This window comes from Streptomyces sp. NPDC001604 (assembly GCF_042893475.1).
Lineage (GTDB): Bacteria > Actinomycetota > Actinomycetes > Streptomycetales > Streptomycetaceae > Streptomyces.
Genome location: NZ_JBIAUY010000007.1, coordinates 139468 through 165005, shown reverse-complemented (window position 1 = coordinate 165005; position 25538 = coordinate 139468). Strand labels below are relative to the sequence as shown.

The following is a 25538-nucleotide window of genomic DNA, read 5'->3' as shown; positions in this document are numbered from 1 at the left end:
GCCCGGCATGAAGTACCGCACCATCGGAACAGACCCACACACCAGCCGCGAGGTGAGCGTGCTCGCGCTCGGCGCGATGCTGTTCGGCTCGCGGACGGACGAGGAGACATCGTTCGCCCTGCTCGACCGGTACGTCGAGGCAGGCGGCAACTTCATCGACACCTCCGACAACTACGCCTTCTGGGTCGACGGCGGCCAGGGCGGCCAGAGCGAGGAACTCCTCGGCCGCTGGCGGCGCAGCCGCGGCATCGGCGACGAGATCTTCATCGCGACCAAGCTCGGCGCCCGCCCGCTGGCCCCCGGCACCAGCTACATCGACAACCCGGAGGGCCTCTCGGCGAAGGTCATCCGCGAGTCCGCCGAACGCAGCCGCGAACGCCTCGGTGTCGACAAACTCGACCTGCTCTATGCCCACATCGACGACCCGACCGTGCCCCAGCGGGAGACGGTCGAGGGCTTCGCGGAACTGGTCGCCGAGGGCACGGTCGGACTGCTCGGCGTCAGCAACCAGGCCGCCTGGCGGGTGGAGCGGGCCCGCGCGATCGCCGCCGCGGCCGGGCTGCCGGGCTACGAGGTCCTCCAGTACGCGCACAGCTATCTGCGCCCGCGCACCGACGTATCCAGCGACATGTTCCCCGACGGCAGCCTCGGCCACGCGGGCCCCGACCTGCTGACGTATCTGCGAGCCGACCCGGCCCTGACCCTGGTCGCGTACTCACCCCTCCTCAAGGGCAGCTACACCTACCCCGCCCGGCTGCCCGCGGACTACGACCACCCCGGCACTCCGGTCCGCCTCACCGTCCTGCACGAGATCGCCCGCGAGACCGGGGCCACCGCCAACCAGGTCGTGCTGGCCTGGCAGTTGGGCGGCGGTCTCCCGATCATCCCGCTGGCCGGAGCCTCGACGCTCGCCCAGCTGGAGGAGAACCTGGCCGCGGTCGACCTGGAACTGACCGAGGAGCAGCGGGCCCGGCTGGACGCCGCGCACTGAGGCCGCTCACCCTCACTTGGGTGGCAGACCCGCGGCGAAGCCGTACCCCTCGTCGATCCACTCGCCGAGCGTCTCGTCCTCGGTCACCGCCGAGGAGTCCACGACGACCCAGCCGCGCATCGGGCGGCCCGTCATGTCGAACAGCCGGGCACCCGGGCGGGCCAGCGCGGCGTCCGTCGCGTCGGGGCCGACCCGGACCATCAGGTCGTCACCGATCACACCGACGGCCATGTTGCCGTGCAGCAGAAACGCGATGCCGCCGAACATCCGCTTCTCGGCGACGCCGGGATCGGCGCCCAGGTGTTGCCGGATCCGTTCGGCGAGTCCTTCGTCGTACGCCATGAGGGGCCTCAGTCCGTGCGGTGCGTGAGTCTGCGTTCGAGATCGCGCAGGTCCTTGCGCAGGGAGGAGCGGACCTGGCGGGCCAGGAGCGGCGCGGCCAGCCGGTAGAAGCCGCCGGAGCCGCCCTGCACCCGGATGCGGGCCAGGGTGCCGGCCGGGTCCGGCTCGAAGGAGTACGTCACGTGCATGGGCATGGGGCCCGCCACCGACACCATGTCCAGCAGCCGCGGGAAGTCGTGCGCGGCCACACGCAGGACGTAGTCGATGCGCCGCCCGAGGAAGAACGCCGTACGGGTGACCTCGGCGCCGACGCCGAAGCCGTCCCCGTCCGCCTCCCGCGTCAGCTCGGCCGTCCGGATGCCCTGCGTCCAGTCGGCGTCGTGGCGCCAGTCCATGGCGTACTCCGCCACCCGCTCGGGTGACAGCGGGATGACGCGTGCCACGGACACATCGATCGTCACCTTCACAGGATCCCCGCGCCGGGCTGCGGGCGCGCGGCGTACGTCGTCCCGATATGACGGGTCTCTTACGCCGCCGCGCCAGCGCAGGACAAAACGCCGCCCCGGCGAGAGGCTGCTGCTGAGCCGTGGCTCGGAACCGCCCCGGCGACCCCGTCTGAAGGAGCACGCCCATGACCGCACCGCCCGCGACCGACGAGGCGTACCGCTTCGAGGACCTCACCGCCCTGTTCATCAACTGCACCCTCAAGCCCTCGCCCCAGCTCAGCCACACCCAGGGGCTGATCGACAAGAGCGCGTCGATCATGATGTCGCGCGGGGTCACCACGTCCGAGATCCGCGCCGTCGACCACGACATCGCCCCCGGCGTCTACCCCGACATGACCGAGCACGGCTTCACCACCGACGACTGGCCGGCGCTGTACGAGCAGGTGATGGCAGCGGACATCCTGGTCATCGCCGGGCCGATCTGGCTCGGCGACAACAGCTCGGTCACCAAGCAGGTGATCGAGCGGCTGTACAGCTGTTCCTCGCTGCTCAACCCCGCTGGACAGTACGCCTATTACGGCAGGGTCGGCGGCTGTCTGATCACCGGCAACGAGGACGGCGTGAAGCACTGCGCGATGAACGTCCTCTACAGCCTCCAGCACCTCGGCTACACGATCCCGCCGCAGGCCGACGCCGGCTGGATCGGAGCGGCGGGGCCCGGACCGTCGTATCTGGACCCCGGATCCGGCGGCCCGGAGAACGACTTCACCAACCGCAACACCACGTTCATGACCTGGAACCTTATGCATCTGGCCGCCATGCTGAAGCGCGCCAAGGGCATCCCCGCCCACGGCAACCAGCGTTCCGAGTGGGACGCCGGCTGCCGTTTCGACGCGGAGAACCCCGAACACCGCTGAATCCCTACCATCGACTCCAGCCGCGTCACTGCGAACCCGGGAGTCCGCCATGCCCCGCTCCGAAGCCCGCGTCATCACCGACCGCCCGCATCGCTACGCCAAGCAGCTCGCCTCCCACCTCGGCCGCCGCAGCCAGGCGAGTTGGGACGAGCAGGCGGGGGAGGGGAGCCTGGTCTTCCAGAACGGGACGGGCTCCCTCACCGCGGCCGAGGGAGCCCTGTTGCTCTCGGTGGAGACCGACGCCGAGCACCTCGACCTGCTCGAGGACGTCGTCGGCCGCCACCTGGTCCGCTTCGGCACCAAGGACGAACTGGTCGTCGAATGGCACCGCGACACCGGCACCCCCGGCACCACCCAGCGCAGGACGGAGGACCCGGCCTGACCCAGGTGATCAGAGGCCGGCGTCAGGCCTCGTCCACGGTGAAGACCATGCTGCGTACCGTTGCAAGCCTCTGCAGGCGCTCCGCGTCCTCGGCGCAGGCGCGGCCCTCCGGGGAGGCGAACGCGGCGCGCAGCTCCTCCGCCGTGTCCCACTCCAGATCGGCGACCAGATGGGGTGGTTCGCCCCCGCGCACGGCGGTGACCTCGCGGCCGAGTGTGTACCGGCGCAGGCCGGGCAGCTTGCGGGCGAGCGGGAGGTGGACCTCGCGGTAGTGCCGGTCGAATGCCGCGGGGTCGGGCGGAGCCCCGTAGAGGACGAGGAAGCGTGCCGTCATCGTCCGGCCCTGCGGTAGCGCGCGAGGACGGCAGGGCCCGTCTGCTCCGCCGACTCGCATGCGAGGTGGACGGGCGGGGTGTCCGTGGGGAAGAGGCGGTCGCCGGTGCCGAGAAGCGTGGGGAAGGTGATCAGGCGGTATTCGTCGATCAGGTCCTCGGCCATCAGTGCACGGACGACGCTGAGGCTGCCGGCGACGACCACGTCACGCTTCTCCTGCTTGACCGCGTCCACCAGGTCGCCCGTGAGGATCTGCGAGTTGGCCCAGGCGGAGACGTCGGTGAGGGTGCGAGTGGCGACGAGCTTCCGGGCGGCGTTCATGCGTACGGAGAACGGGTCGTCGCGGTGCGGCCACAGCTGGGAGAACAGCTCCCAGGTGGTGCGGCCCAGCAGCAGGACCCCCTCGTCCAGGGCGGCCCCGAGCCGGAACTTGTCCCCGGCGACCGCCTCGGGGCCGTGCCGGAACATCCAGCCGCCGCCGGGGGTGCCGCCACGGCCGTCCGGGTCGGAGACGAAGCCGTCCAGAGTGGTGAATGCGATGACGATGACGCTCATGTCGAGGTCCTCTCGGAAATCCCGGTAGGTGGTCACCGGTATGTACCGGCGCCGCCGCCCGGACTCATCGCCCGCGGCCGAAGTCGTCCGAAGAAATCTCCCCGGGCAGGTCGAACGCCTCGAAGACACGCGGATCCGCGAACACCGCATTCCGCGCGACCCGCCCGCCGGCCACCGTGAACACCTGCAGGGTGTGCAGCCGGTGCCCGCCGTCCCGGGCCGGCGCGTAGGCGGCGAGAGCGGGCTGTCCGCCGGCGGTGAGCTGCCGTGTGAGCCACCCCGTCCCGCGCATCTCGAAGACCCGCTCCATGAACAGGCCGTAGTCGCGGCGGCCCCGGTACCACAGCGGCACCGGCGGCATCTCCAGCACGGCCGCGTCGGTCAGCAGCCGCACCAGGGCGGGGACGTCGGCAGCCTCGAAGGCACGCGCGTACCGCTGCACGACCTCCCGCGCCCCCGCGTCGTCCGGCTCCTGGACCTCGCCCGGATCGCCCGCCTCGGCGACCGCGGCCCGGGCCCGCTGCAGCGAGCTGTTGACGGCGGCGACCGTCGTCCCGAGCTGCTCCGCGACCTCCGCGGCACTGAACTCCAGCACCTCGCGCAGCACCAGCACGGCCCGCTGCCGCGCCGGCAGCAGCTGCATCGCCGCCACCAGCGCCAGCCGCAGATCGGACCGTGTCTCGACGTCGTAGCGGGCATCGGGGAACGGCTGCAGCCACGGGATGTCCAAGGCCGGCGTGAGCGCCGCCCCCGGGTCCTCGCTCGGCGCACCGAGCCCGGACGGCAACGGCCGCCGCGCCCGCCCCTCCAGCGCGGTCAGACAGACATTGGTCGCGATCCGGTACAGCCAGGTCCGCACCGAGGCGCGGGAGGCGTCGTACCGCTCCCGGGCCTTCCACGCCCGCAGCATCGTCTCCTGCACCAGATCCTCGGCCTCGTGGAACGAGCCCACCATCCGATAGCAGTACGCCACCAACTCGCCCCGGTACGGCTCAAGGTCCATGGGGGTCATCATGCCCGGCACGGCCCGTGCGGTTGCCTTCAGCCCGGTCGGAAGAACGCGAGCAGTTTGCGGGCGGGGTCGGGTGACGACAGGAGCTGCTGCATACGCGCGGACTGGCGGCCGGCGGCACCGGTGCGTTCGAACATCTCGCGTTCGTACTCCTTGACCGCGGCGGGAAAGTCGTCCGGATGCGCGGCCAGCGCGAGCCCGAGCAGGGCGCCGTCGAGCAGTGCCATGTTGGCGCCCTGACCCACCGGTGGCATCAGGTGCGCGGCATCGCCGACCAGCGTGACGTCCGGCCTCGACGGCCAGGTCAGGCCGACCGGGAGAGTGGTGATCGACCGCGGCAGGACCGTGTCGTCGCAGGCGGCGATCAGTGCGGTGAACCGGGGGTCCCAGTCGGCGAACAGGTCGATCAGCCGCCCCCGGGCGGCCGCAGGGTCACCGAAGGGGATCCCACTGGTCGCGAACCAGTCCTCGGCGGTGTTGTGCCAGCTCAGGTAGACGCGTACCCGGCCGTCGCCGTTGCGCTGCGCCGACAGGGATTGCCCGTCGCCTAGCGCCCAGTAGTTGCCGCGCCCGACCATCGCCGCGAGGTCAGGGTGGGTGCGGTCGATGTCGGGGATGCCGAGCTCGACGATGTTCTGGCCGGTGTGCGCCGGTCGGGCGTCGGTGAGCAGTGAACGGACCCGGGACTGCGCGCCGTCGGCGCCGACCAGCAGGTCGTACGTCGTACTGCTGCCGTCGGCGAAGTGCAGCAGGCCGTCGCCGGCGGACTCGACCGCGTGCCCCCAGCGCACCGTACCGTCGGGCAGGGAGTCCAGCAGCAGGTTGCGCAGATCGGCACGGTCGACCTCGGGGCGGTCGAGCGGGGCGTCGTCGGGCGTGTCCTCTCGGAGCAGCAGGGTGCCGTCCGGCTCGAGGAGCCGCATGTCCTGGCCTTCACCACGGGCAATCGCGTGGAACTGGTCGATCAGCCCGGCCTCTCGCAGTGCACGCTGGCCGGAGTGGATGTCGAGCATGCCACCCTGACCACGCGCATTGCGTGACGACTCACGCTCGTACACAGCGGCGTCGATGCCGTGCACATGCAGCACACGGGCAAGCGCCAGACCGCCCAAGCCACCTCCCACGATGGCGATCGCTGTGCTCCCCGAGCCCCCGTTCTCGCGCGTCCCACCGGCAGGTTCCGGCCCGCCGACCACCCGGTTCACCGGCGGAACCGAGGCGCGAGGACCGTGCGTACGGCCTTGGCGACCTTGCTCGCGGCGGATCCGTCGTCTTCCTCGGGCTCCGGTTCCAGCGTGCGCTGGATCTGCTGGAGGAGCTGGTCGGCCGACCGCCACACCGGGACGAACAGGCCGGCGACCGGTCCGACGCCCTGGACCGGGCCGCCGGACAGCTCGGTCACCTTCCTGGCCGCCGCGACCGTTGCCGGGTCCCGCAGGATCAGGTGCACCTCGTCGTCGACCAGCCGGATCTCCATCTTGCGCGCGGCGGCCTCCTCCGGGTTCGCGTCGGTGGTCGTCTCCGGGTCCAGTTCGTCGATCTTGGCGGCTACGGCGTCCGGGTCGACGCCGAGTTCGCGCAGCACCCTGGCCGCCATGCTGTTCTCCGCCCGGAGCATCGCCTCCAGCAGGTGATGGCTGCCGACGGGAGCGCCGCCGGCCAGTGCGCCCGCGGTGGACAGGGTGTCCTCGGTGGCGGGTGTGCCGCTCGGCCACGGGCCGGCCGCAGCGTCCTGCGCCCCCTCCACCGATGCCAGTACGGCCGCGCGGATCTTGCTGACCGGATTGATCCGCTCGGCGAGCACCTTCGCGCCGACGCCCTCGCCCTCCCTGACCAGGGCGAGCAGGATGTGTTCCGTACCGATGTCGCCGTGGTGCAGCTGCTGTGCCTCGCGCAGGGCGAGTTCCAGCACCTTCTTCGCGCGCCCGGCGAACGGGATGTGGCCGCTCAGCTCCTTCGTGCCGGGCTCCACCGCCGCGGCGATGTCGGCCTGCGCGGTCTCCTTGTCGTACCCGAGCTGGTGCAGGACCTGCGCCGCCAGGCCGTCCGGCACGTCGAGCAGCCCCAGCAGGAGGTGCTCCGTGCCGATGTGGCTGTGTTTGAGCTGCCTCGCCTGCTCCTGGGACGCGACGACCACCCGGCGGGCTTTCACTGTGAACCTCTCGAAAGTCATGTCTCCATGGTCTCAACCGTGTCAATACGCTGGTATTGATAGGGTCACCGTGGTGAAGGGAGGGTGTGATGGAGACACCGTCGGACTGGGAGGACCGGCTCGCGCGCTGGCAGAACGAGCTGGAGCTGTTCGAGCAGCTGGACGAGAAGCCCTGGGTCACACTGGCCAAGGCCGAGGCCGAGACCGGCGTGTCCCGCTCGGCCCTGCGCGCCTGGTACCGCAACGGCGAGATCCAGTCCCGGCTGGTGGACGGCCCGAACGGGCCGCAGCGCCTGGTCCAGCTGGACGCGGTGATCGAGCGCGCCGCCGCATCACCGCGCATTCAGCGCCGGGCGGAGCGGGAAGTCAGCCTGGAAGCCCAGGTCGCCCTGCTGCGGCACCGTGTCGACCAGCTCGAGCTGCGGCTTGCCGCGCTGGAGCGCGAGTGACCACCTGCTGAGCCGTCGGCGAACGACCGCATGGCCGCAAGGGCGGCCCGCCACGCTGAAGGCATGGAAGTGAGCGAGGTACCGCCGGAGCTGCGGGTGCTTCGCCTCCCGGTGGGCGCGGCCTGTCTGTGGCGGGACGGCGACGAGGTGACCCTGATCGACACCGGTACGGCGGACTGCGCCGCGCAGATCGAGGAAGCACTCGGCGGCGGGCTGCGGCGGATCGTGCTGACGCACTGGCACGAGGACCACACGGGCTCGGCCGCCGAACTGGCCGGGGCGCCGCCGGTGCTGCAGGACTTCGAGGTGCCGATCCGGGCGGCGCTGCCGCCCCTGCCCCGGCTCCGCCGTGCCGGGTGGACCGGGAGGCGGAGGACGGTGATGTGCTGGACTTCGGCGGCGGCGCAGTGGTGGTGTCGGTGCCCGGGCACACGGACGGGTCGATCGCCCTCCACCTGCCCGGGCCGAGCGTCCTGCTCACCGGCGACGCCGTCGGCCGCACCACGCCGGGCGTCTTCAACACCGACCGCGCCGGGGCCGTCGAGGCGCTGCACCGCCTGGCCGGGCTGAAGGCCGGCACGGCGGTCTTCGGTCACGGCGCCCCGATCGTCCACGGCGCGGCGACCGCCCTGCGAGACGCGGCCACCGCCGGCCGACGACCCGAGTGCCCTGCCGGCCCGCCGCCGACCACGCGCGCGTCCCCAAAACCGTGAAGCGCCCGGAGGCCGGCCGCGGGACCTGCCGCTCCGGCGCCTGACCGACCCGGTTCTCGCTTCCCCGCGCCGAAGCGGCGAAGCTGGTGGTGCTCCTGAACGAGCGGAAGGAGAGCGGTCCATGAGTGCACTCCCCACCGAACGATCCCTGCGCACCACCCCCGAAGGCCTCCTGTGGGAGCCCAGCGACCGCTGGGTGCGCGGCCGCAAGGGTGACGTCACCGTCGTCGACAGCCGGCACCCCGTCCTCGTCTGGGAGCCCTCGCTGCCCGTACCGCAGTACGCCTTCCCGCGCGCTGACGTACGCGAGGACCTCCTGCGCCCCGCGAAGAACCCGCGGACGGGCGCCCACACCGGCTCCAGGATCTTCTACGACCTCGAAGCCGACGGCGAGCTGCTGGAGAACGCCGCCTGGACCTTCCCGGCCGCCGACCTGGCCGAGTACATCGCCTTCGAGTGGTTCCGGCGCAGCGGCAGGGGCCTGGACCACTGGTACGAGGAGGAGGAAGAGATCTTCATCCACCCCCGTGACCCGCACAAGCGGGTGGATGCCATCGCGAGCAGCCGGCATGTCGAGGTGTCGGTCGGCGGCCTGCTCGTCGCCGACACCCGCCGGCCCGTGCTGCTCTTCGAGACCGGTCTGCCGACCCGCTACTACATTCCGCCCGAGGACGTCCGCCTCGACCTCCTCGAACCCACCGAGCACCACACCGGCTGCCCCTACAAGGGCACGGCGCAGTACTGGTCGCTGCGCGGCGAGGCCGACGTGCCACCCAACGTCGTCTGGAGCTACCCGGACCCGCTGCCCGCCGTGGGCACGGTCAAGGGACTCCTCGCGTTCTACAACGAGGTGGCCGACATCGTCGTGGACGGGGAGCGCGTGGAGCGCCCCGTCACACCCTTCAGCACGATGCTCAGACAGAGCAGCCGACGTGGGCGAGGGCCTGCCTGAGCAGCACCCCGTGCCCGCCGGGCATCTCGCTCTGCACCGCCTCCGAGACGGCCTCCTGCGGGCTGAACCACACCAGGTCGAGGGCGTCCTGCCGGGGCCGGCAGTCGCCGGTGACCGGGACGACGTAGGCCAGGGACACCGCGTGCTGGCGCGGGTCGTGGTACGGCGTGACGCCCAGCGTCGGGAAGTACTCCGCGACCGTGAACGGCTGCAGCGAGGCCGGGATCCGGGGCAGCGCCACCGGGCCGAGGTCCTTCTCCAGGTGGCGCAGCAAGGCGTCACGGACCCGCTCGTGGTGCAGGACGCGACCGGAGACCAGGGTCCGGCTGACCGTCCCGTCCGGGCCGATGCGCAGCAGCAGGCCGACGCTGGTGACTTCGCCGCTGTCGTCGACGCGCACGGGCACGGCCTCGACGTACAGGATCGGCATACGGGCGCGTGCCAGCTCGAGGTCGTCGGAGCTGAGCCAGCCCGGCGTGGTTTCGGTCATGTCAGACATTGCTTGATCATACTTTCAGGAGGGGCCGGAGAGGCCGTAGACCCGGCGCGCATTGTGTGCTCCCGCCCACTCGGCGAACCGCAGCGCGTCCGGCAGACTCAGTTCGTCGGCGTCCACCCGGTCCTGCAGCAGACCGGCCAGACCGCGGCGGAAGGCGAGCGCGCCCAGACGGTAGAACTCGGCCACACCGTACGCGTCGGAGCTGTACAGCAGCTTGCCGAACGGTGTGATCTCCAACGCCTCCTCCAGGACCGCCCGGGCGCGCGCCGGGCCGACGTGGTGGAGGGTGAGGCCCACGTCCAGGTACACGTGCTCGAACACCGCGGCCAGATAGGCGGCCTGGCGCTGGTACGGCCAGCAGTGCAGGAGCAGCACCGGGATCGTGCCGGTGGTCAGGTGCAGCCAGTCGGTGAGGTGGCTGGGGTCGACGCGGTGCAGCCGGATGTCGTTGTCGCCGAAGCCGGTGTGGAGCTGCAGAGGGAGGCCGAGGTCGACCGCGATCCACAGCAGGTGCCGTACGAGGACCGGATCGGCCAGCCGGCCACCGCGCGCCGACCAGCGCCGGGCCGCCTCGGTGACCTCCGCGGCGGAGGGGCGGGCCGGGTCCAGGTCGAAGCCGGTGCGGTACGCGGCCACGGACTTCACCGCCACCACGCCCGGCCGCTGCACGGCCTCCAGTGCGGCCGCCTGAAAGGCGTCGCCGTAGTCGTCGGGCTCGACGCCCTGCGCCGTCACCGCCTCGGCGACGCCCTCCAGCCGTACGACCTCGTACGCCGTCCCGTCCGCGGTCCCGGCCAGTTCAGCGGGCGTGGTGAGGCGCTCCGGGGCGTAACCGGTGTCCACGCAGAAGGTGCCGGTCCGCGCTGCGGTGAGGAAGCGACGGTGTACCTCCTGCCAGCCCAACTCGGCACGCCGGGCCAGGTATTCATCGGGCGGTGCGTGGCGCGGCAGGTCCAGCAGCGGTGCGCAGTGGCGGCGGATCGACACCCCGACGGGGGTGTCGAAGGGAGAGATGCCGGGCCAGGCCGCGCCCTCGGTGATCAGGTCCTCGAAGCCCTCCCGGGGCAGGTCGGCGGTGACGACGCCGTGGCAGTGGTGGTCCACCAGCTCCAGTGCGTCGATCGCCTCCTGGACCGGGCCGGCCACGGTCAGTACTTCCAGCGGTAGGCCGCCGCCACCCGCTCGTCGTCCAGCCCGTGCGCTGCCGCGATCTCCCCTTGCCGTACGGCGATGACGGCGTCCGCGAGGACCGGGCCGAGCGCGGTCCGCAGCAGTTCGTCCTTGCGGAACTCCTCGACGGCTTCGGTGAGCGAGGCCGGCAGGCGGCGGACGCCCCGGGCCGCCGCGTCCGCGGGGTCGAGGCGGGCCGGATCGCCGGTGATCTCCTCGGCCAGGGGCGCGGACGAGGTCAGGCCGTCGAGTCCGGCGGCGATGAGGCAGGCGAGGGCGAGATACGGGTTGGCGGCCAGGTCGACCGGTTTGACCTCCAGGTTCGCGGCCTGGTCGCGCAGGCCCGCCGTGCCCGTGACGACCCGCACCGCGGCCTCCCGGGTCTCGCGGCCCCAGGCGGTGAACACTCCGGCCCACTGGGAGGGTTTGAGGCGCAGGTAGCTTGCCGGGCTGGGCGCGGTCACGGCCGTGAGGGCCGGGAGGCGGGCCAGCACCCCGGCCGCGAACGACTCCGCCTCGGCGGTCATGCCGTAGCGGCCCTCGCCCCCGGAGTGCAGGTTGACGCCGTCGCGCCAGGTGGAGAGGTGGATGTGTCCGCCGTTGCCGACGCCCTGCGCGAAGACCGCGGGGGCGAAGGACACGACCAGCCCGTGCCGCCGGGCCACCGCCCGGACGGTCTGCCGTACCAGCACGCTCCGGTCGGCCGCCGTGACCGGGTCGAGGGCGCCCACCGAGATCTCGAACTGCCCGGCCGCGTACTCGGGATGAATCTGCTCGACGTCCACGCCCTGCGCGGCGAACGCGGCCAGCAGGTCGGCGGTGTAGTCGCTGAGTTCGACCTGGCGGGTGGCGCTGTAGGCGGGACCGGACAGCGCGGGCACGAAGTCGCCGCCCTCCGCGGGGCCCTGGCCGACGGCCCACTCGATCTCGATGCCGGCCTTGAAGGTGAGGCCGTGCCGGTCGGCCGCCTCCGAGACGGCGCGGCGCAGGACCGTGCGGCTGCAGCCCGGGTGCGGCTCGCCCTCCTGAGTGATCCGGTCGACCGGCGCCCATGCCCAGCCGGGCTGCCCGGCCAGGACGACGAGTTGGTCGAGGTCCGGGTAGAGGCGCAGGTCGCCGTCCGGGGAGCCCAGGACGTCGGTGGAGACGATGGAGTCGTTCGCCAGGAACGTGTCGAACACCGGCGACATGCCGACGCCCCAGGCCGCCGCCGAGGCCAGCTTGGCCGTGGGGACGGTCTTCACCCGGCCGACGCCCGCGGTGTCGACGTAGGCCAGGACGATGCCGTGCACTCCCCGCTCGGACAGTTCTTCGCCGAGCGCGGTGGCCCGTTCGACGTCACCCGGGCGGCCGCCGGGGACGGGGTCGGCAAGGGTCGTCATACGTCCTCCACGCTCGGCGTCCGTCAGGCTGCTCCGTCAGGGTTTCACGGCCACCCCGCCGAACTGCGGTACCACGGCGGGTGATCCGGGCTCGGCACGCCACTGCGAGCACGACACCAGGCCCGGTTCGAGGAGGTCCAGCCCCTCGAAGAAGGCGGCGATGTCCTCGCCGCTGCGGGCGGTGATCGGCGGGGTGGCGTTCTCGTTCCAGAACTTCATCGCCGGGATCTGGCCCGCGCCGCCCAGGTCCTCGTCGAAGGTCGGGTGGGTGAGGACGAGGAAGCTGCCGGAGGGCACCGCGGCGATGACCTTCCGTACGATCTCGTGCGCCTTCTCCGTGTCCAGGACGAAGTTGAGGATGCCCAGCATCATCACCGCGACCGGCCGGCTGAGGTCGAGGGTGCGGGAGGCGCGTTCGATAATGGCGTCGGGGTCGTGGACGTCGGCGTCGATGTAGTCGGTGACGCCCTCGTGGGTGCCCGTCAGCAGGGTGCGGGCGTGGGCCAGCACGATGGGGTCGTTGTCGACGTAGACGATGCGGGCGTCGGGGGCGATCCGCTGGGCGATCTGGTGGGTGTTGTCCGCGGTCGGCAGCCCGGTGCCGATGTCCAGGAACTGCCGCACCCCGCGCTCCTCGGCCAGGAACCGCACCGCACGGCCCAGGAACCAGCGGTCCGCGCGGGCGATCTCCCGGATGATCGGGAACATTCCGGCGACGTGCTCGCCCACCTGCTGGTCGACCTCGTAGTTGTCCTTGCCGCCGATCCAGTAGTTCCACACGCGCGCGTTGTGCGCCACACCGGTGTTCAGCCTCGCCGACCCGCCCGGGGTGTGGCTCTCACTCACAACTCTGCTCCTTCTCAACACCTGTGGCCGTCGCCGCCATTGTGCCGCCCGTTGATCACGCTGTCCCGGGAATCGGCCGATCAGGTGTGCGGAGCAGGCCCGTTGAACGGCCGTCAGCCGGTGCGGCCGGGACCGGCGGCGGGCGTCTTGCCGGACTGGACGTCCTTGAGCCGCTGGGCGCCCGTGCGCACCGCCAGCTCCAGCGAGGAGTGCGCGCCCCCGGCCAGGCCGCCCGCGGTGACGGTGATCGCGTCGTTGCCCATGCGCACGGCGGCCACGTCCAGCGTGAGCGTGGCAGGTACGCCGTTCGCGGTCCCCTGCACCGTCACGTGCAGGCCCTGCCGGGCGTCGCCCTGCTTGGGCACCGAGGCGGTGGTCACCTGGACCGTCCGTTTGCCGCCCTTGGCGTCGGTCGCGGTGAACTGGTCGCACTTGACCGGCAGGGTCTTCAGCCAGGCCAGCGCGGCGCTGAGCCGGACGGGGTTGTAGGCGGCGACCTGGTAGAGGAGGCGGGAGTCGCCCTGCTCGAAGCCGGTCAGCGCGGACGCGCCGCTCGGCTTGCCCAGCAGGTCGTCGTCGTAGAGCGCGTCGAGGAGCCGCTGACAGTCGGCGGCGTTCGCCTTGGAGGTCAGGAACTGGGCGACGTCGACCTTCCCGATGAGCAGGGTGTCGCCCCAGGCGGCGGCGCCCTTGACCTGGTTCCAGTTGCCCTCCAGGTCGTCCTCCGTGATGAGCGCGGCCTGTGCTCCGGCCTGGGTCAGGCGGGGCGGGGCCGACGTACGGGTGGGGACCGGGGCCGACGTGCGGGCCGCGAGCGGGGTGGCGGTGGCGTCGGAGGCCTGGGAAGCGCCGCCGTCGCCCGAGCAGGACGCGACGGCCAGCAGGGTGCTCACCGCCATGGCCGAGGCGAGCGCACGGACGAGAGGGGACGGGCGAGGGATCATCGCGGATGCCTCCGGGCAGCTGGGGACCTCCCCTCAGCGCACCACCGGCCCTACCGCCCCACCAGGCACGACGGCCCGTTCGGGTGAGCGGGGCGTCAGGGCGTTCCCCGCTCCGCGTGCACGCGCACCCGGCGCCCGCCGCACTCGGGACAGACCGCGTCCGCGAGCGGCGACCGCATGGCCCGGCCCGCCTCGTCGACGTACTCCTGGGTGGTCAGACCCGAGGGATCCATCGGGTCGGTGAAGAACATGAGCTGGAAGTCGGCCGTCCAGGTGTGACCGCAGTGGGTGCAGTCGAAGCCGTAGGTCTCCGGCACCGAGGGGGGATCCGCCGTCATGGACCCGGTCCGTCGCCCGGTGCGCAGAAGTACATGCCTTCAGCGCACAACGCCCCACCTCGCACGGCAACTCGAACGCCCCGCCCCGCATGCCCGCACTGCCGCCCGCGGCGACACTGGCCCCATGCCGACGCGTACCGAGGAGTGACCATGCTGCCCGGATTCCTCGCCAGGGCGGTCGCGGTGCTGCTCGGCCGGCAGGGACGCTCCCTGCATCTGAAGGCGGCGGGCGGCGCGACGGCCGTGCTGGGCGTGGTGATGCTCATCGGCTCGTGGGCCGTGGTCGCCGCCGAACACGACGCACCGCGCGCCAATCTGCGGACGTACCCGCAGGCGCTGTGGTGGTCGATCGAGACGGCCACCACCGTCGGGTACGGCGACTTCTACCCGGTGACCCTCGGGGGCCGCGTCATCGGCGCCGTCGTGATGGTCGTCGGGATCACCACCTACGGCATGGTCACCGCGGCCCTCGCCACCTGGTTCGTCGGACGGGAGCAGAAACGCCGCCACCATCTCGCCCTGCACGCCCACGAGTTGGGTGAGGAGACCGCCCGTGCCCTGCACGAACGCTTCGACCGGCTGGAGCGGATGGTGGCCGGGAGCGGCGAGCGGAACTGAGGGCCGGAGCGCCCTTTGCTACCCGTGAGTACCCTGCCGTGTGACTTCTGTTACGCCTGAGGTACGGTCCCCCGGGGTCCGCGCGTACCCGCACGCCGCGGACTGTCGCGGCGGTGTCGAAGGGGGCGGCGGAAGCATGGAGTTCCACTTGGTCGACGAGGACAGCGCGGAGCGGGCCGGCACGCGGCTGGAGGAGCTGGCTCCGGAACCCCTGCTGACCCGGGACTACGAGACCCGTCCCGCGCTCGTCTACGAACGGCTGCGGGAGCGCCACGGCCCGGTCGCGCCGGTCGACCTGCTGGGTGTGCCCGCGTGGCTCGTGCTCGGCTACCGCGAGTCGCTGCAGGTGCTCCAGGACGACGCCGGCTGGCCCAAGGGCCTGGAGAACTGGCGGGCCCGGACGGAGGGCCGGGTGCCCGCCGACTGGCCGCTGGGTCCCTCCCTGGAGGTCAACCACGTGCTGATCCAGGGCGGCCCCGGCTACCGCACACTGCGCGGTGCCTGGGACTCGGCCCTGCGCCCCTTCCAGGACCCGCGGGGCCCGCAGGCCAAGCGGCTGAAGGCGGCCGTCACCGGATACGCCGACGAGTTGATCTCCCTGCTCGCGCAGGGCGGCGGCACGGGCATGGCCGACCTGTCGGCGCAGTTCTCCCGCCCGCTGCCGCTGATGGCGGCGAGCCATCTGCTCGGCTTCCCCGGCTCGCAGGGCGACGACGCCCTGATGGACATGTGGCGGGTGCTGGACGCCGGCCCGGACGCCGAATCCGCCCTCGCCCGCCTCCTGGTCACGCTCAGCGAACTGGCCGCCGCCAAGATCGAGAAGCCGGGCGACGACTTCCCCTCCCATCTGCTGGCCGCCCACCCGGACCTGTCCGTCGACGCGCTGGCCCGCGAACTGTTCATGCTGCTCGGCATGACCTCCGACCACGTCGGCATCCTCATCTCCAACACGGTCGTCGAGGTGATCGCGGGAGAGAACGAGGGCGGGGTCCGCACCACCCTGTCCGCCGGGATGGTGCGCGAGACCATGAACCGGGTGGTCATGCGCAAGCCGCCGCTGGTCAACTTCGTGCCGAGGTTCGCGGCCGCGGACACCCGGCTCGGCGACTACACCATCCGCGCCGGCGACCCCGTGTGGGTCTCCTCCGCCGCCGCCCATGCCGACCCCGTCTTTGCGGGCCAGATGGCACCCGGCGCGGGCATCAGCAGCCGCGCGCACCTGTCGTGGGGCGCGGGCCCCCGCCAGTGCCCGGCCCGAGAACTGGCGTCGACGATCGCGGCAGCGGGCGTCAGCCGTGTCTTCGAACGGTTCGGGCACCTGGAGCTCGCCCTGCCCGTCGACCAACTGCCCTGGCGTTCCTCGCCGTTCATGCGGGGGCTGCGCTCGCTGCCGGTGCGCTACGAACTGTCCGGGCCGCCGCTGCCTCTCTCGCCGGCACCCGCGGCAGACGTAACGGATGCGGCGCCGGTACCTGACCAGGCCGCCAAGCGGCGCTCCTCGCTGTGGCGCTACCTGACGGGACTGATCCGGTCAGGAAGCTGAGCGTCCGCGCAGCTCGCGTAGGGTGACGGGACCGCCGTAAGCCAGCAGGCGCCCCGTCGCGCCCCACCGGAAGCAGGTCATGTCCTCCGCCGCCTCGCCCTTCCTCACCGCCTCCGGTGTGCCCGCCGGCTCCGCCGACATACGCCTCGTCGTCACCGACATGGACGGCACGCTGCTGGACGACGCCAAGCGGATCCCGCCCGGGCTGTGGGAGACGCTGGCGGAACTGCGCCGCCGCGGAGTGTTGTTCAGCCCGGCGAGCGGACGGCAGTACGCCACGCTCGCGCGTGAGTTCGCCGAGGTGTCCGAGGGCATGGTGTTCATCGCGGAGAACGGCACGTACGTGGTGCGCGACGGCGTGGAGCTCAGCTCGGACCCGCTGGAGCCGGGCGTCGCGGCCCGCGTCGTACAGGCCGTACGACAGCTGGTCGCCGAGGGCGTCGACGTGGGCGCCGTCGTCTGCGGCAAGCGCTCCGCCTACGTCGAGCGCAGCGACGAGGCGTTCCTGGCGGAGGTGCGCAAGTACTACGTCGAACACCGCGTCGTCGAGGACGCCACCGCGCTCGACGACGACGTCATCAAGGTCGCCCTCTTCGACTTCGGCTCCGCCGCGCACACCACCGCGCCCGCGCTCCAGTCCTTCACCCCGACCCACCAAGTGGTCGTCTCCGGCGAGCACTGGGTCGACGTCATGAACCGCACCGCCAACAAGGGCGCCGCCCTGCGCCGACTCCAGCACGACCTGGGCATCACGCCCGCCCAGACCATGGTCTTCGGTGACTACCTCAACGACCTGGAGATGCTCGACGCCGCCGAGTGGTCCTTCGCCATGGCCAACGCCCACCCGGACGTCATCGCCCGGGCCCGCCACCTGGCCCCGTCCAACAACGACAACGGAGTGCTGCGCACGGTCGCGCGCGTGCTGGACCTCTAGCCGGTCGGCTGCGCAAAGCCGTGGCTCGCGGTCGGTGAGGGACTCGGTGGGCGGTGCGGTCCGTGCGGGGACGGCGGTCTTCGTCGTTCCTCGCCTGAGGCCCTGGTGCCATGGCCGACCCCCGCTGTTCAATGGTGCTGCACATGTCCGCCCGAGAGGGGAGCAGCCGTGTCTCCTGCCGCCGTGCCGCCCGTCGGCGCACGCATCCGGCAGGCACGCCTGGCCAAAGGCGTGAGCCTGCGCTCCCTCGCCCGGGAGATCGGCGTCTCCGCGAGCCTGGTCTCCCAGATCGAGACCGGCAAGAGCCAGCCGTCGGTGAGCACGCTGTACGCCATCACCACCGCGCTGTCGGTCTCCCTGGAGGCGCTCTTCGACGGCTACGAGGACGAGGCCGCCGCCTCGCCGGTCGTGGCCGCGGCCGCCGCCCCCGCCACCGTCCTGCACGCCCTCGCGGCCTTCGCCGCCGACCCTGGCCGGCGCATCGGACCGCTGGTCACACCGGGGGAGCGGGAGCTGCTTGAGCTGGACTCCGGGGTCGTTTGGGAGCGGCTCGGGCATGTTCCGGGCACGGATGTCGACTTCCTGCTGGTGACCTACCGGCCCGGCGGCTCCTCCTCCGGCTCCGGCGGCCTGATGCGGCACACGGGCACCGAGTACGGCTATGTGACCTCCGGCGAGCTCGTGCTCACCCTCGGCTTCGACGAGTACACACTCGGACCGGGCGACGCCGTCTGTTTCGAGTCGACGACCCCCCACCGCTACCGGAATGATGGAACGGAACCGGCCGTCGGGGTCTGGTTCGTGTTCAGCCAGAGTGTTCAGTAGTACTTGACACCTGCCCGGTGTGGTCGTTCACTCCGGAGTGGGGGTGGTCGCCATGGCGATCCGCACATATGGACCCAACGCCGTCGACTGGGAAGAGCGCATCGACCTGGGCCGGCTGCGCAGGCAGCGCCTGGCCCGGCTCAACGAGACCCTGAACCGCTCCTCGCTCGGCGCGGTGCTCAGCTTCGACTTCGCCAACATCCGCTACATGACCGCCACGCACATCGGCACCTGGGCGATGGACAAGCTGATCCGCTTCGCCCTGCTGGTGCGCGGCGGCGAACCGGTCGTCTGGGACTTCGGCTCCGCGGCCCGCCACCACCAGCTGTACAACCCGTGGCTGGACTACAGCGACGGCAAGGAGGGCCCGCCGACCGGTGCCCGCGCCGGCATCTCCACCCTGCGCGGCGCCTTCCATCCCGACGCCGGCATCGCCGAGGACGTGGCCCGCAAGATCGCCACCGAGCTGCGCGAACACGGCCTCGCGAACGAGCCTCTCGGCATCGACGTCGCCGAGATGCCGATCCTCGCCGCCCTGCGCGCCGAGGGCATCGACGTCGTCGACGGCCAGCAGGTCTTCCTGGAGGCCCGCCGCACCAAGACCCGCGACGAGATCTCCCTGCTCACCCAGGCCTGCGCGATGGTCGACGCGGCGTACGAGGAGCTGTACGGCCACCTGCGCCCGGGCGTGCGCGAGAACGAGTGCGTCGGCCTGGTCAGCAAGGTCCTCTACGACCTCGGCAGCGAGTACGTCGAAGGCGTCAACGCCATCTCGGGCGAACGCTGCTCACCCCACCCGCACGTCTACAGCGACCGCCTGATCCGCCCCGGCGACCCCGCATTCTTCGACATCCTGCACAGCCACCTCGGCTACCGCACCTGCTACTACCGCACCTTCGCGGTCGGCAGCGCCTCCCGCGCGCAACGGGACGCCTACGTCCGCTGTCGCGAGTACATGGACGAGGCCATCGCCCTGGTCCGCCCGGGTGCCACCACCGCCGACATCGTCCAGGTCTGGCCGCGCGCCGAGGAGTTCGGCTTCGCCGACGAGACCGCCGCCTTCGCCCTCCAGTACGGCCACGGGGTGGGCCTGTCGATCTGGGAGAAGCCCATCTTCAGCCGCCTGGTCTCCCTCGACCACCCCGAAGTCCTCGAAGAGGGCATGGTGTTCGCCCTGGAGACCTACTGGCCGGCCGCCGACGGCTGGTCCGCGGCCCGGATCGAGGAGGAACTGGTCGTCACCGCTGACGGCTGCGAGGTCATCACCAAGTTCCCGGCCGAGGAACTGCTGGTCGCGGGCCGCAAGTACTGGACGGTCGGCGGCGAGCTCAACACCCGCCGCGAGGCCCAGTCCCACCTCAACACCCGCACCGACGGGGGCACTTGATGGCCGACCGCGAGGAACTCCTCACCCTGTACGAGCAGATGGCCGTCATCCGCCGTACGGAGCAGGCCGCCCACGACCTGTTCCTGTCCGGCCTGGTCAAGGGCACCACCCATCTCGCCGCCGGGCACGAGGCGATCGCCGTCGGCGCGAGCGCCGCCCTGCGCCCCGACGACTACGTCTTCGCCACCTACCGCGGCCACCACCATGCGATGGCCCGCGGCGCCACCCCCGAGGAGTGCCTCGCCGAACTCATGCAGAGGGCGACCGGGTTGTGCAGGGCCAAGGGCGGCTCCATGCACCTCACGAAGGCGTCCATGAACATGCTCGGCTCGTACGCCATCGTAGGCGCCCACCTGCCGATGGCGGTCGGCGCCGCCTGGTCGGCCCGGCTGCGCGGGACGCGGCAGGTGGCCGTCGCCTTCTTCGGTGACGGCGCCACCAACATCGGTGCCTTCCACGAGGCGCTCAACCTGGCTGCCGTATGGAAGCTGCCGGTGCTGTTCGTCTGCGAGAACAACCTGTACATGGAGTACACGCCGATCGCCGACGTCACAGCCGTGGCCCGTCCGGCCGCGGACCGGGCGCCCGCGTACGGCATCCCCGGCGAGGTCGTCGACGGCAACGACGTCCTCGCCGTGAAGGAGGCGGTCGCCCGCCTCGCCGAGCGGGCCCGGGCAGGAGACGGGCCCGCTCTGCTGGAGGCCGAGACGTACCGCCACTTCGGGCACAGCCGCGCCGACCCGGCCACCTACCGCCCGGCCGAGGAGGTCGAACGCTGGCTCAAGCACGACCCGTTGGACCTCGCCCGCGGGCGCCTGGTGGAGCTGGGGGCGGACGAGGCGACGGTCAGCGCGGCCGACGAGCGCGCCCGCGACCTCGTACAGCAGGCGGTCGAGGCGGCGAAGAACGCGCCGCTCCCCGATCCGGGCGAGGCGCTGACCGACGTATGGGCGGACGGAGGTGCGGCATGGCGGACGTGAGCACGGACCGTGACGTCATCACCTACCGCGAGGCGGTCGCCGAGGGCATCGCGCGGGAGATGCGCCGCGACCCGGCCGTCGTGTGCCTCGGTGAGGACATCGGCGAGGCCGGCGGGGTGTTCAAGACGACCGTCGGGCTGCTCAAGGAGTTCGGGCCCGAGCGGGTGTGGGACACGCCCATCTCCGAACAGGCCATCGTGGGCGCGGCGATGGGCGCCGCGATGACCGGGATGCGGCCGGTCGCCGAGATCATGTTCTCCGACTTCCTGGCCTGCTGCTGGGACTACCTCGCCAACGAGATACCGAAGGTGCGGTACATGACGGGCGGCCAGGTCACCGTGCCGCTCGTGGTGCGCACCGCCAACGGCGGCGGCCTCGGCTTCGGGGCCCAGCACTCGCAGGCCACCGAGAACTGGGCACTGACCGTCCCGGGGCTGAAGATCGCGGCCCCCGCCACGCCCGCCGATGTCATCGGCATGATGGCGGCGGCCGTTCGCAGTGACGACCCGGTCGTCTTCTTCGAGCACAAGGGGCTGCTGGCGAGCAAGGGTGCGCCTGCGCCACCGGGTCATGTGGTCGAGCTGGGGCGCGCGGCGGTGGTGCGCGAGGGCTCCGACGTCACTCTCGTCGCCCTCGCCTCCATGGTCCCGGTGGCGCTCCGGGCCGCCTCGCAGCTGTCCGCGGAGGGCATCGACGCCGAGGTCGTCGACCTGCGCTGCCTCGTCCCGCTCGACGTCGCCACCGTCCTCGCCTCCCTCGCCAAGACGTCGCGGCTGGTGACCGTGGAGGAGAACCCCTTCCAGGGCGGCTGGGGCGCCACCCTCGTCTCGGTCGTCGCCGACGAGGGCTTCACGCTGCTGGACGCGCCGGTGCGCCGGGTGGCGGGGGAGTGCGTGCCGCTGCCGTTCGCCGACGCGCTGGAGGAGCAAGTCATTCCCACCGTGGACAAGGCCGTGGCGGCGGTGCGGAGTCTCGCCGCGTACTGAACACCCCTGAGGAGGAAGCGCGATGACCGATCGGATACTGCTTCGCGCGGGGCACGTGCTCTCGATGGATCCCTCCGTCGGGGATCTGCCGCGGGGGGACGTCCTCATCGAGGACGGCCGGATCGCGGCCGTACAGCCGGAGATCAGCGCCGACGCCGAGGTCCTCGACATGAGCGGCCGCATCGTGATCCCCGGCTTCGTCGACACCCACCGCCACACCTGGGAGGCCTCGATCCGCGGCGTCGCCCCCGACGCCACCCTCGACGACTACTTCGTCGACATCCTCGACACCTTCGCCCCGCTGTACACGCCCGAGGACGTGTACGCGGCCAACCTCGCCGGGGCCCTGGAGTGCCTCAACGCCGGTATCACCACCCTTGTCGACTGGTCCCACATCAACAACACGCCCGAGCACCCGGACGCCGCGATCCAGGCGCTGGCGGAGACCGGCATCCGCGCCCAGTACGCCTACGGCAGCGCCAACACCTCCCTGGCGGACTACTGGTTCGAGAGCAAGATCGCGATCCCGGGCGACGACGTCCGCCGTATCCGCGCCAAGTACTTCTCCTCCGATGACGGCCTGCTGACCATGGCGCTGGCCACCCGCGGCCCCGGCTTCTGCGTGAACGACGTCGTCACCTCCGAATGGGCGCTCGCCCGCGAACTCGACATCCCGATCACCGTGCATGTGGCGATGGGCCGCCTCGCCGGTCGCTTCGGCATGGTCAAACAGCTCAACGACCTCGGCCTGCTCGGCCCGGACACCACCTACATCCACTGCTGCTACCTGCACGAGGACGAGTGGCAGATGGTCGCCGACAGCGGCGGTACGGTCTCCATCGCGCCGCAGGTGGAGACACAGATGGGGCACGGCTGGCCGCCCGTGATGGCAGCGATCGAGCACGGACTGCGACCGTCCCTGAGCATCGACGTCGTCACCACCGTGCCCGGCGACATGTTCACCCAGATCCGCGCGGCCTTCGGCGCCGAGCGCGCCCGGCTCAACGCCGACTGCTGGCAGGCCAACATGCCCGTACCGGAGAGCATGTTGACGGCACGTCAGATGCTGGAGATCGCGACGAGCAACGGCGCGCATGTCGCGGGACTGGAGCACCGCACCGGTTCCCTGACCCCCGGCAAGCGCGCCGACGTCGTCGCCCTCGACGCCACCGCCCTCAACATCGCGCCGGTGCACGACGCGGCCTCCGCGGTCACGCTGTGCGCGGACGTCTCCAACGTGGAGACGGTCATCGTCGACGGCGTGATCCGCAAGCGCGACGGCAGGCTGACGGCCGACGTCGCACGCGCCCGGCAACTCGTCGAGGAGTCCCGCGACCGGCTGCTCGCGGCGAAGGAAGCGAAGGCGAAGGAGGCGAAGCCGACCGCATGACCCGGCATCTGGTGCGGCGGGCCGCCGACGCGGCCGAGCCGCGGTACGACGCACACGGTTACCGGCGCCGCACGCTGGTCGGCGAGGACGACGGCAGCGTCCACACCGGCTTCGGCCTGTGCGAACTGCGCCCGGACGGCGCGGTGCCGGCGCATGTGCACTCGTACGAGGAGAGCTTCCACATCCTCGACGGGACCGCGATCCTCGACATGCCCGAGGGCTCCTACCTCCTGGAGGAGGGCGACTACGGCATCCTTGCGACCGGCGTCCCGCACGCCTGGCGCGGAGCCGGGGACACGCCCGCACGCTGGGCGGACATGCTGGCGCCGGTCCCGCGGGCACGCTACGGACACGACACGCAGGCGGTGCGCGACCTGCCTGCGCGCAGCCCTGTCCGCATCGACGTCCGCGACCCGCGCACCCGCACCTTCGGCCACTTCGAGCCCGCCCAGATGGACCCCGGCAAACAGTCCCAGGACCTCCTCGCCGTCTCCGCCAGCATGCGCACCGCGCTGCTCGTCTACAGCGGCATCACCGTCAAGATGATGGTCGACAGCGACCTCGGCGCGGTCGCCTCCACGATGTTCATGGTCCAGTACGCGCCCGACGGCGTCGCCGGCACCCACGACCACCCCTTCGAGGAGACGTACTACTTCCTCGAAGGCGAGGCGGACGCGGTGTTCGACGGCGAGCGCTACCGGCTCGGACCCGGCGACTGCGCCTGGGCGGGCGCCGGCTGCGTGCACGGCTTCGCCAACGCCGGTACGGGGACGCTGCGTTGGCTGGAGACCCAGGCGCCGCAGCCGCCGCCGCGCCACTCGTACCGGTTCACACGGGACTGGGAGTATCTGAGGGAGGCCCTGGAGTCATGAGCAGCGTCGTTGTCGTCGGTGGCACGTCGGGCATCGGCCGCGAGTTCGCCCGGGTCCGGGCCGAGCGGGGCGACGAGGTGATCCTCACCGGCCGTGACGCGGACCGCGCCGACGCCGTCGCCAAGGAGGTCGGCGCACGGGGCCTCGCCCTCGACCTGTCCCGGCCGCGTGAGATCGCCGCGGCGCTGGCGGACGTCGAACGTGTCGATCACCTGGTCCTCGCGGGCGTCTCCCGCGACGAGAACCGGGCGACGGACTACGACATCGCCGCCGCGCTGCGCCTCGTCACAACCAAACTGGTCGGCTACACCGAGGTCGTGCACGTGCTGCGGCCACGCATGACCGACGACAGCGCGATCGTCGTCTTCGGCGGCCAGGCCAAGGAGCGCCCCTACCCCGGCGCCACCACGGTGGCCACGGTCAACGCGGGCGTACGGGGCCTGGTGAACACCCTCGCGGTCGAACTCGCCCCGGTCCGCGTCAACGCCGTCCACCCGGGCGTCGTGGGCGACAGCCCCTACTGGCAGTCCAAGCCGGACGAAGTCCTGGCCGCCCTGCGCGCCAGGACCCCGACCGGACGGCTCGCCACCATGGCGGACGTCGTGGACTCGGTGGACTTCCTGCTGCGCAACAGGTCTGTCAATGCAGTGGAGTTGAGTGTGGACGGGGGGTGGCTGCTGGGGTGAGCGCCACCGGGACGAACGAAACGCGACCGCGCGTCGCGGTGATCGGCACCGGCCGGATGGGTGCGGCCATGGCGGTACGGCTGCGCAAGGCGGGCTTCGCGGTGACGGCGTACAACCGCACCCGCGCCAAGGCCGAGGCGACCGGCGCCGCGGTCGCCGACACGCCCTGCCGGGCGGCCGCGGCGGCGGACGTCGTCCTCGTCTCCCTCGCCGACGACACGGCCGTGCGCGAGGCATACGGCGGGGAGGACGGCATCGCCGCCGGGCTGGGTGCCGGCACGGTGGTCGTGGAGACCAGCACCGTCGCCCCCGAGACGGTGACCGCCCTGGCACCCCTGGTCGAGAAGGCGGGCGCGGCCCTGCTGGACGCCCCCGTCTCCGGCAGCGTCGTCTTCGTCGAACAGGGCAGGCTCACCGTCATGGCGGGCGGGGAGGCGTCGGCCCTGGAACAGGCCCGATCCGTGCTGGACGTCCTGGCGTCCCATGTCGTCCATGTCGGCCCCGCAGGAACCGGCGCGGCGATGAAGCTGGCCGTCAACTCGCTGCTCCTCGGCCTCAACCAGTCCCTCTCGGAGGCGCTCGTCCTCGCCGAGCGGGCCGGGGTGGCCCGGGAGGCGGCGTACGAGGTGTTCGCGGCCGGTGCCGCAGGGGCGCCGTTCGTGCAGTACAAGAAGGACGCGTATCTGCACCCGGAGAGCGCGACGGTCGCCTTCACCCTCGAACTCGTCGCCAAGGACCTCGACCTGGCCCTCGCTCTCGCCGAGCGCGTGGGGGCACCCATGCACCAGGCCGTCACCAACAGGCGACTGGTGGGGGAAGCCGTGGAAGAGGGCCTGGGCCGACGCGACTTGAGCGCACTGGCGGAATTCCTCCGCGGTGACCGGCGTCCCTGAG

The 25538-nt window shown here is 71.9% G+C and carries 29 protein-coding genes and 1 pseudogene; 17 read left to right on the top strand and 13 right to left on the bottom strand.

Going from position 1 to position 25538, the window contains the following annotated elements:
- The first annotated feature begins 7 nt into the window (after positions 1–7).
- Positions 8–991: an aldo/keto reductase gene (locus tag ACFY1E_RS21400; RefSeq protein ID WP_389078195.1), complete on the top strand. Its 984-nt coding sequence runs from the start codon at positions 8–10 to the stop codon at positions 989–991.
- Positions 992–1003: 12 nt separating this feature from the next.
- Here ACFY1E_RS21400 and ACFY1E_RS21395 read toward each other — a convergent pair whose 3' ends face one another.
- Entirely contained in the window at positions 1004–1333 is a 330-nt protein-coding gene (locus tag ACFY1E_RS21395) for a TfoX/Sxy family protein (RefSeq protein ID WP_389078193.1), read from the bottom strand.
- An 8-nt stretch (positions 1334–1341) separates the two neighbouring features.
- Positions 1342–1794 carry an SRPBCC family protein gene (locus ACFY1E_RS21390; protein WP_389078191.1) on the bottom strand — a complete coding sequence of 151 codons (453 nt, stop codon included), beginning with the start codon at positions 1792–1794 and terminating at the stop codon, positions 1342–1344.
- 170 nt (positions 1795–1964) lie between these two features.
- On the opposite strand from ACFY1E_RS21390, the gene ACFY1E_RS21385 reads away from it, so the two are divergent.
- Positions 1965–2696 (top strand): flavodoxin family protein, encoded by a 732-nt coding sequence (locus ACFY1E_RS21385; RefSeq protein WP_389078189.1) that lies wholly within the window; start codon positions 1965–1967, stop codon positions 2694–2696.
- 49 nt (positions 2697–2745) lie between these two features.
- On the top strand, positions 2746–3078 hold the full coding sequence (locus ACFY1E_RS21380; RefSeq protein WP_389078186.1) for a DUF2218 domain-containing protein: 333 nt from the start codon (positions 2746–2748) through the stop codon (positions 3076–3078).
- 22 nt (positions 3079–3100) lie between these two features.
- Here ACFY1E_RS21380 and ACFY1E_RS21375 read toward each other — a convergent pair whose 3' ends face one another.
- The 5 genes from ACFY1E_RS21375 to ACFY1E_RS21355 form a co-directional block, all read right to left on the bottom strand.
- Complete coding sequence (locus ACFY1E_RS21375) at positions 3101–3412, bottom strand: EthD family reductase (protein ID WP_389078184.1); 312 nt, start codon at positions 3410–3412, stop codon at positions 3101–3103.
- Positions 3409–3966, bottom strand: coding sequence for a dihydrofolate reductase family protein (locus ACFY1E_RS21370; RefSeq protein WP_389078182.1), 558 nt, complete (start codon positions 3964–3966; stop codon positions 3409–3411). The genes ACFY1E_RS21375 and ACFY1E_RS21370 overlap by 4 nt, the downstream gene beginning before the upstream one ends.
- Positions 3967–4030: 64 nt before the next feature.
- On the bottom strand, positions 4031–4969 hold the full coding sequence (locus tag ACFY1E_RS21365; protein WP_389078180.1) for a sigma-70 family RNA polymerase sigma factor: 939 nt from the start codon (positions 4967–4969) through the stop codon (positions 4031–4033).
- Positions 4970–5007: 38 nt separating this feature from the next.
- A complete protein-coding gene (locus ACFY1E_RS21360; protein WP_389078624.1) occupies positions 5008–6111 on the bottom strand; it encodes an FAD-dependent oxidoreductase in 1104 nt (367 codons plus the stop codon).
- A gap of 68 nt (positions 6112–6179) precedes the next feature.
- A complete protein-coding gene (locus ACFY1E_RS21355; RefSeq protein ID WP_389078178.1) occupies positions 6180–7151 on the bottom strand; it encodes a Clp protease N-terminal domain-containing protein in 972 nt (323 codons plus the stop codon).
- Positions 7152–7219: 68 nt separating this feature from the next.
- Between ACFY1E_RS21355 and ACFY1E_RS21350 the strand changes: the two genes are divergently transcribed.
- The 3 genes and pseudogenes from ACFY1E_RS21350 to ACFY1E_RS21340 all read left to right on the top strand — a co-directional run bounded on the left by ACFY1E_RS21350 (position 7220) and on the right by ACFY1E_RS21340 (position 9244).
- Complete coding sequence (locus ACFY1E_RS21350; protein ID WP_389078175.1) at positions 7220–7579, top strand: excisionase; 360 nt, start codon at positions 7220–7222, stop codon at positions 7577–7579.
- Between the two features lie 30 nt (positions 7580–7609).
- Positions 7610–8292 (top strand): annotated as a pseudogene (locus ACFY1E_RS21345) (MBL fold metallo-hydrolase).
- A 121-nt stretch (positions 8293–8413) separates the two neighbouring features.
- Positions 8414–9244: a DUF427 domain-containing protein gene (locus ACFY1E_RS21340; RefSeq protein ID WP_389078173.1), complete on the top strand. Its 831-nt coding sequence runs from the start codon at positions 8414–8416 to the stop codon at positions 9242–9244.
- Here the strand turns inward: ACFY1E_RS21340 and ACFY1E_RS21335 are convergent.
- The 6 genes from ACFY1E_RS21335 to ACFY1E_RS21310 all read right to left on the bottom strand — a co-directional run bounded on the left by ACFY1E_RS21335 (position 9207) and on the right by ACFY1E_RS21310 (position 14423).
- Positions 9207–9743, bottom strand: coding sequence for an NUDIX hydrolase family protein (locus tag ACFY1E_RS21335; protein WP_115910498.1), 537 nt, complete (start codon positions 9741–9743; stop codon positions 9207–9209). The two genes, ACFY1E_RS21340 and ACFY1E_RS21335, sit on opposite strands and share 38 nt — an antisense overlap.
- Before the next feature lie 15 nt (positions 9744–9758).
- The gene (locus tag ACFY1E_RS21330) at positions 9759–10889 is read right to left on the bottom strand and encodes an amidohydrolase family protein (protein WP_389078170.1); all 1131 of its coding nucleotides are present in this window, start codon (positions 10887–10889) and stop codon (positions 9759–9761) included.
- Between the two features lie 2 nt (positions 10890–10891).
- Positions 10892–12295 (bottom strand): glutamine synthetase family protein, encoded by a 1404-nt coding sequence (locus ACFY1E_RS21325; protein ID WP_389078168.1) that lies wholly within the window; start codon positions 12293–12295, stop codon positions 10892–10894.
- 36 nt (positions 12296–12331) lie between these two features.
- The gene (locus ACFY1E_RS21320) at positions 12332–13141 is read right to left on the bottom strand and encodes an SAM-dependent methyltransferase (protein WP_389078165.1); all 810 of its coding nucleotides are present in this window, start codon (positions 13139–13141) and stop codon (positions 12332–12334) included.
- 113 nt (positions 13142–13254) lie between these two features.
- Entirely contained in the window at positions 13255–14085 is an 831-nt protein-coding gene (locus ACFY1E_RS21315) for a hypothetical protein (protein ID WP_389078163.1), read from the bottom strand.
- A gap of 95 nt (positions 14086–14180) precedes the next feature.
- A complete protein-coding gene (locus ACFY1E_RS21310) occupies positions 14181–14423 on the bottom strand; it encodes a hypothetical protein (RefSeq protein ID WP_389078161.1) in 243 nt (80 codons plus the stop codon).
- Between the two features lie 150 nt (positions 14424–14573).
- Between ACFY1E_RS21310 and ACFY1E_RS21305 the strand changes: the two genes are divergently transcribed.
- The 11 genes from ACFY1E_RS21305 (at position 14574) to ACFY1E_RS21255 (ending at position 25537) form a co-directional block, all read left to right on the top strand.
- Positions 14574–15041 (top strand): potassium channel family protein, encoded by a 468-nt coding sequence (locus ACFY1E_RS21305; protein WP_389078159.1) that lies wholly within the window; start codon positions 14574–14576, stop codon positions 15039–15041.
- A gap of 136 nt (positions 15042–15177) precedes the next feature.
- A complete protein-coding gene (locus ACFY1E_RS21300; protein ID WP_389078157.1) occupies positions 15178–16584 on the top strand; it encodes a cytochrome P450 in 1407 nt (468 codons plus the stop codon).
- 79 nt (positions 16585–16663) lie between these two features.
- Positions 16664–17518 (top strand): Cof-type HAD-IIB family hydrolase, encoded by an 855-nt coding sequence (locus ACFY1E_RS21295; RefSeq protein ID WP_389078155.1) that lies wholly within the window; start codon positions 16664–16666, stop codon positions 17516–17518.
- 168 nt (positions 17519–17686) lie between these two features.
- Positions 17687–18343, top strand: a complete 657-nt coding sequence (locus tag ACFY1E_RS21290) for a helix-turn-helix domain-containing protein (protein WP_389078152.1) — start codon at positions 17687–17689, stop codon at positions 18341–18343.
- A gap of 52 nt (positions 18344–18395) precedes the next feature.
- Complete coding sequence (locus tag ACFY1E_RS21285; protein WP_389078150.1) at positions 18396–19730, top strand: M24 family metallopeptidase; 1335 nt, start codon at positions 18396–18398, stop codon at positions 19728–19730.
- On the top strand, positions 19730–20710 hold the full coding sequence (locus ACFY1E_RS21280; RefSeq protein WP_389078148.1) for a thiamine pyrophosphate-dependent dehydrogenase E1 component subunit alpha: 981 nt from the start codon (positions 19730–19732) through the stop codon (positions 20708–20710). Before ACFY1E_RS21285 ends, ACFY1E_RS21280 begins: the two co-directional genes overlap by 1 nt.
- Positions 20698–21696: an alpha-ketoacid dehydrogenase subunit beta gene (locus ACFY1E_RS21275; protein WP_389078145.1), complete on the top strand. Its 999-nt coding sequence runs from the start codon at positions 20698–20700 to the stop codon at positions 21694–21696. The genes ACFY1E_RS21280 and ACFY1E_RS21275 overlap by 13 nt, the downstream gene beginning before the upstream one ends.
- A 22-nt stretch (positions 21697–21718) precedes the next feature.
- Positions 21719–23086 (top strand): amidohydrolase family protein, encoded by a 1368-nt coding sequence (locus ACFY1E_RS21270; RefSeq protein ID WP_389078143.1) that lies wholly within the window; start codon positions 21719–21721, stop codon positions 23084–23086.
- Positions 23083–23958 carry a cupin domain-containing protein gene (locus tag ACFY1E_RS21265; protein ID WP_389078141.1) on the top strand — a complete coding sequence of 292 codons (876 nt, stop codon included), beginning with the start codon at positions 23083–23085 and terminating at the stop codon, positions 23956–23958. Before ACFY1E_RS21270 ends, ACFY1E_RS21265 begins: the two co-directional genes overlap by 4 nt.
- Positions 23955–24644, top strand: a complete 690-nt coding sequence (locus ACFY1E_RS21260; RefSeq protein WP_389078135.1) for an SDR family NAD(P)-dependent oxidoreductase — start codon at positions 23955–23957, stop codon at positions 24642–24644. Before ACFY1E_RS21265 ends, ACFY1E_RS21260 begins: the two co-directional genes overlap by 4 nt.
- On the top strand, positions 24641–25537 hold the full coding sequence (locus tag ACFY1E_RS21255) for an NAD(P)-dependent oxidoreductase (protein ID WP_389078132.1): 897 nt from the start codon (positions 24641–24643) through the stop codon (positions 25535–25537). Before ACFY1E_RS21260 ends, ACFY1E_RS21255 begins: the two co-directional genes overlap by 4 nt.
- Position 25538: the final 1 nt, after the last annotated feature.